Source organism: Streptomyces phyllanthi, from assembly GCF_009377205.1.
GTDB classification, from domain to species: Bacteria; Actinomycetota; Actinomycetes; order Streptomycetales; family Streptomycetaceae; genus Streptomyces; species Streptomyces phyllanthi.
This window is the reverse complement of the sequence record NZ_VJZE01000644.1, coordinates 1-4026: the sequence shown is the minus strand read 5'-3', so window position 1 is coordinate 4026 and position 4026 is coordinate 1. Positions and strand designations below refer to the sequence as shown.

5 protein-coding genes are annotated in these 4026 nt (G+C 73.1%); 1 reads left to right on the top strand and 4 read right to left on the bottom strand.

The window, feature by feature from the left end:
- Nucleotides 1-42: 42 nt before the first annotated feature.
- Together FNH04_RS42705 and FNH04_RS42700 are read right to left on the bottom strand one after the other, a co-directional pair.
- Entirely contained in the window at nt 43-414 is a 372-nt protein-coding gene (locus FNH04_RS42705; protein ID WP_322725485.1) for a hypothetical protein, read from the bottom strand.
- A 213-nt stretch (nt 415-627) separates the two neighbouring features.
- Nucleotides 628-1416 carry a hypothetical protein gene (locus FNH04_RS42700; RefSeq protein ID WP_322725484.1) on the bottom strand — a complete coding sequence of 263 codons (789 nt, stop codon included), beginning with the start codon at nt 1414-1416 and terminating at the stop codon, nt 628-630.
- Between the two features lie 537 nt (nt 1417-1953).
- Between FNH04_RS42700 and FNH04_RS42695 the strand changes: the two genes are divergently transcribed.
- The gene (locus FNH04_RS42695) at nt 1954-2595 is read left to right on the top strand and encodes a LysM peptidoglycan-binding domain-containing protein (RefSeq protein WP_152791620.1); all 642 of its coding nucleotides are present in this window, start codon (nt 1954-1956) and stop codon (nt 2593-2595) included.
- Between the two features lie 89 nt (nt 2596-2684).
- On the opposite strand, the gene FNH04_RS42690 is transcribed toward FNH04_RS42695, so the two are convergent.
- Nucleotides 2685-3332: an ABC transporter ATP-binding protein gene (locus FNH04_RS42690; RefSeq protein ID WP_152791619.1), complete on the bottom strand. Its 648-nt coding sequence runs from the start codon at nt 3330-3332 to the stop codon at nt 2685-2687.
- On the bottom strand, nt 3329-4026 hold a 698-nt coding region (locus FNH04_RS42685; RefSeq protein ID WP_152791618.1), incomplete at its 5' end, for an ATP-binding cassette domain-containing protein. The genes FNH04_RS42685 and FNH04_RS42690, both read right to left, overlap by 4 nt.

Here is a 4026-nt window from a genome sequence, read left to right as displayed (position 1 = left end):
CGTTTCTCCCGGGAGACCTGAGGAAGCCGCCCTTCTGGTGCCTCAGAGCCCGCGGCGCGGGCCCGGCGGCAGCGCGGCGGGGATGTGGTGCATCCCGGTGTGGCCGGTGGGCACCCGTCCGACCGGCTGCCAGGCCGACGCTCCCGTGGCCGTGGATCCGCGCTGCGGTTCCTGACGGGTGCTCTGGTACGAACCGTACGAGCCGGTGCCGTGGGGAGGGTCGGCGAAGCCTTTGAAGCCCCAGTCCTCCTCGCCGTGGCGGTCACCGGGCAGCGTCCGGTAGGACTTGACCCACTCCTCGTAGAGCGCGTCGTAGATCGGCGTGGCCGAGAGGCCGCCCGAGGGGCCCGGGGCCGACCGGGGCGACGGCAGCGGCTGGTAGGTGTGGCGGCGGGGGACGTCATATGCGTGCACGTCTGTGCCAACGACCCCGCAGTCCAACAGATGCGGCCGCTGGCCGATTTGGGTCACGAAAAGGTCACGCGGCCGGTGAAGAGGTGGCGCGAAGCGCCCCTTTCGGGGGCGCGGGGCCATCGCATTCATGCGGTTCCGTCGCGTGGCGCGAGCAACCACCGACGACCCGCACCCGGTAACGGCGAATCGCTCTCACGGCCCCCGGCGGAGCGTTCACGTGCCGGTCAGCGGCAGTGTCGCCGCCACCAGCCGGCCGTTCACGGCGGCCCGGTCGAGGGCGTCGCGCAACAGGTCCTCGCGGGGCTGGCGGCCGATCGAGCCGACCGGGGCCGCGAACAGCACGACCTGCTGGTGCTTGTTGGCGGCGGCGCGCCAGCTGTCGGCGACCTGGAGCGCCTGGTGGGCCTGCCACCAGGCGACCGGCCGACCGTCGCCCGTGCCGGGCTGGAGGATGGCGTGCAGCTGGCCCATGGCCAGCAGCACGGACCAGCCGTGCAGCACCGCCGGGACCGAGTCGATCTCGGTCAGTGGCATGAAGCCCTGCTCGATGAGCAGCGGCAGGAAGTCGTCGCCGGCGCCGGCCGTGCCGGGGCGGGCGATCGGGGCGGTCGGTTCCACGACGAGCGCCGGGTGCAACTCGCCCTTGATGAGGACGAGTCCGCTGGTGACCCCGAGCACGGCCTGCTCGGGCACGGTCTGCTCGACCGCGGCCCCGACGGAGCCACCGTCCGCGGTGATGGACCGGACGGCGCCCTGGAGCTGCTCCTCGGTGACCTGGACGACCTGGGAGGGGAGGCAGGTGGCGTGGGCGAAGGCGAGTACGGCGGTCTCGTCGCCGACGAACAGGACGGTGCTGGTGCGCTCCTGCTCGGAGTCGCCCGGGGTGCGGCAGGACGTGCAGTCATAGCTGCCGGGGGCGTTCTCTCCGGCGAGCAGCCGGTCGGCTTCTTCGTCGCCGATCTCGGCGCGTACGTCGTCGCTGACGTCGAGCATGCGCGACACGGGTGGCTCCTCGGGATGTGGTGCGGGGCGGAGCCGGGTGGGCCCCGGCCCATGAGCGCGGGTGGTTCCCGGCTCATGAAGAAGACAACGGGCGATCTGTGGCCGGAGTCACGCCCGACGGCGAACGGAATCGACCTATCCGGAGCACAGCGTGAGAGCGCCCGCGGAAGTCGTCACTCCACGGCAAGTGCTCGGACTTCCAAGGAAGTTGTGACGGTGAAGTGGGTCACAGATCGTCAGGGCGCGAGGTCGACATATCAGGAAATTGAGCAATGAATTGGGTGTCCGAAAATGGACGATACCAGCGGTAACGCCGAACTGGCCTGGAATGACGAGGAGTTGGTTGATGTGAGGCCGTGCGGCTCTCTACATTCCTCCGCCGAGTGCAACGAGCACCGCTCGGGTCGTCCGCCGACCGCACCACCACCGGTTCGAAGCACCACCGTCGGCGGACGGGGCGGAGTACGACGGCCCGTCCCGTGCGGCGGGAGGCGTGCGCCGCCTTGGGGGACCCCGGGTCCTGCGAGAGGGAAATACATGTCCGCGTGTGCCGACAACACCCACGACAACGTTCGTAAGGCGCGTACGACGGCGGTCCTCGCCGGGGCGGCACTGCTCGCCCCGCTGGGACTCCTGGCCGCAGGCACCAACGCCGCCGCGGCGGACAGCGGAGTGTGGGACCGCATCGCCCAGTGCGAGAGCGGCGGGAACTGGCACATCAACACAGGCAACGGCTACTACGGCGGACTTCAGTTCTCCGCCTCCACCTGGCGCGCGTACGGCGGCACGGCCTACGCGGCCACCGCCGACAAGGCGTCCAGGGCCCAGCAGATCGCGGTCGCCACGAAGGTCCAGCGCGCCCAGGGGTGGGGCGCCTGGCCCACCTGTTCGGCCCGCGCCGGGGCGTCCGGCGGCGCTCCCGCGGCGCCGCCCACCGGCTCGGCGTCCGGTTCGGGCGGCGCGGCCCCGGCCGAGCGGTCGTCGGGCGCATCGGCCCGTTCGGAGGGCCACACCGGCCGCGGCGCGTCCCGCGGCGACTACACCGTGCGCAGCGGTGACACGCTGAGCGGCATCGCCGCCCGGCACGGGACCTCCTGGCAGCGGATCCACGCCGCCAACAAGGCCGTCATCGGCGGTGATCCCGATGTGATCGTGCCCGGGCAGCGGCTCGACATCTGAGCCGCGGCCCCTCGAGGGCCTGCCCGGAACCGAGGGCCTGCCCGGAACGCCGACCGGGCGGGGTTCCATGGCCCGTCGTCAGGCCGGAGTCAGGTCAGTTCGGCCGCCTCGCCGCTGAACACGAGGGAGCCGCGGCGCAGTTCGTACACGAGTGCCGCGGCTCCGCGCAGTCCGGGCGGCAGGCGCTGCTCGGCGACCACCACACACGCGTCCAGACCGCTCAGCAGCTGGTACGTGCGGGCCGCGACCGCCGGGGACATGCCCTGGGCGGGCTCGTCGGCGAGCACCACGCGCGCGCGTGCCAGCAGGGCACGGGAGAGGGCCAGCATGCGCTGCTCGCCACCGGAGAGGGTGTCCGCGCGGCGGGGGAGCAGGGGTTCGAGCGGGGGATAGGCGTCGAGGGCGTACGTGAAGTCGGGCGCCGCCAGTTCGAGGTTCTCCCGGACGGTCAGCGTGCCGAAGACCGCCCGCCGCTCGGGGACCAGGCACAGTCCCCGCCGGGCGCGCTCGTACGCGGGTACCCGTGTCACGTCGGCACCGTCCCAGACGACCGCGCCCCCGGACAGCGGAACCGTTCCGGCGAGAGCGCGCAGCACTGTCGTACGCCCCGCGCCGTTGCGCCCGAGCAGCACGGTCAGTCCGGGGCCGGGCGCGGTGAGGGACACCCCGTGCAGGGCCTCCAGGGGGCCGTACCGCACGCGTGCGTGCCGCAGGGAGATGGCCGTCGTGACCGTCATCGGTCCACCGCCGTGTCGTCCAGCACGTCGAGTACGCGGTCGGCGGGCCCCGAGGCGACGATCCGGCCCGCCGTCATGACGTGGACGACATCGGCGAGATCCGCGACGAGGTCCAGGTCGTGCTCGACGACCAGCAGGGCCATGCCGTCCGAGGCGAGGGCGCGCAGCACGCGCGCGAGGGAGGCCACCTCGCCGGTGTCGAGTCCGGCGGCCGGTTCGTCGAGCAGCAGTATCCGGGGGTCCCCGGCGAGCGCGCGTGCCAGTTCGACCCGCCTCAGGGTGCCGGTGGGCAGGTTCGCGGCGGGCAGTGCCCGTGCGGGCCCGTCGAGGCCCAGCAGCCGCGAGACGCGGTCGGCGGCCCCCGGGTCGGCGACGCGCCCCTGCTCGGCGCCCACGCGGATGTTCTCGGCCACGGTCAGCGACGGGAACACGGCCAGTCGCTGGAACGTCCGCGCGATCCCGAGGCGCGTACGGGCGTGGGCCGCCAGCCGCGTGATGTCCCGCTCACCGAGGAGCACCTGCCCGCGCGCGGGGCGCACGGTTCCGGCGAGGCAGTGGAAGAGGGTGCTCTTTCCGGCCCCGTTCGGGCCCACGACGGCGGTGACACGGCCCGGCAGGACATCGAGGTCCACATCGTCCAGGGCGGTGAATCCGCCGTAGACGACGCGGAGCCGGCGGGCGCGCAGGCGGGGGG

Excerpts from the sequence above, each read along its gene's own strand:
- FNH04_RS42695 (WP_152791620.1), top strand. The coding sequence starts at position 1,954 with ATGTCCGCGTGTGCCGACAACACCCACGACAACGTTCGTAAGGCGCGT.
- FNH04_RS42690 (WP_152791619.1), bottom strand. The coding sequence starts at position 3,332 with ATGACGGTCACGACGGCCATCTCCCTGCGGCACGCACGCGTGCGGTAC.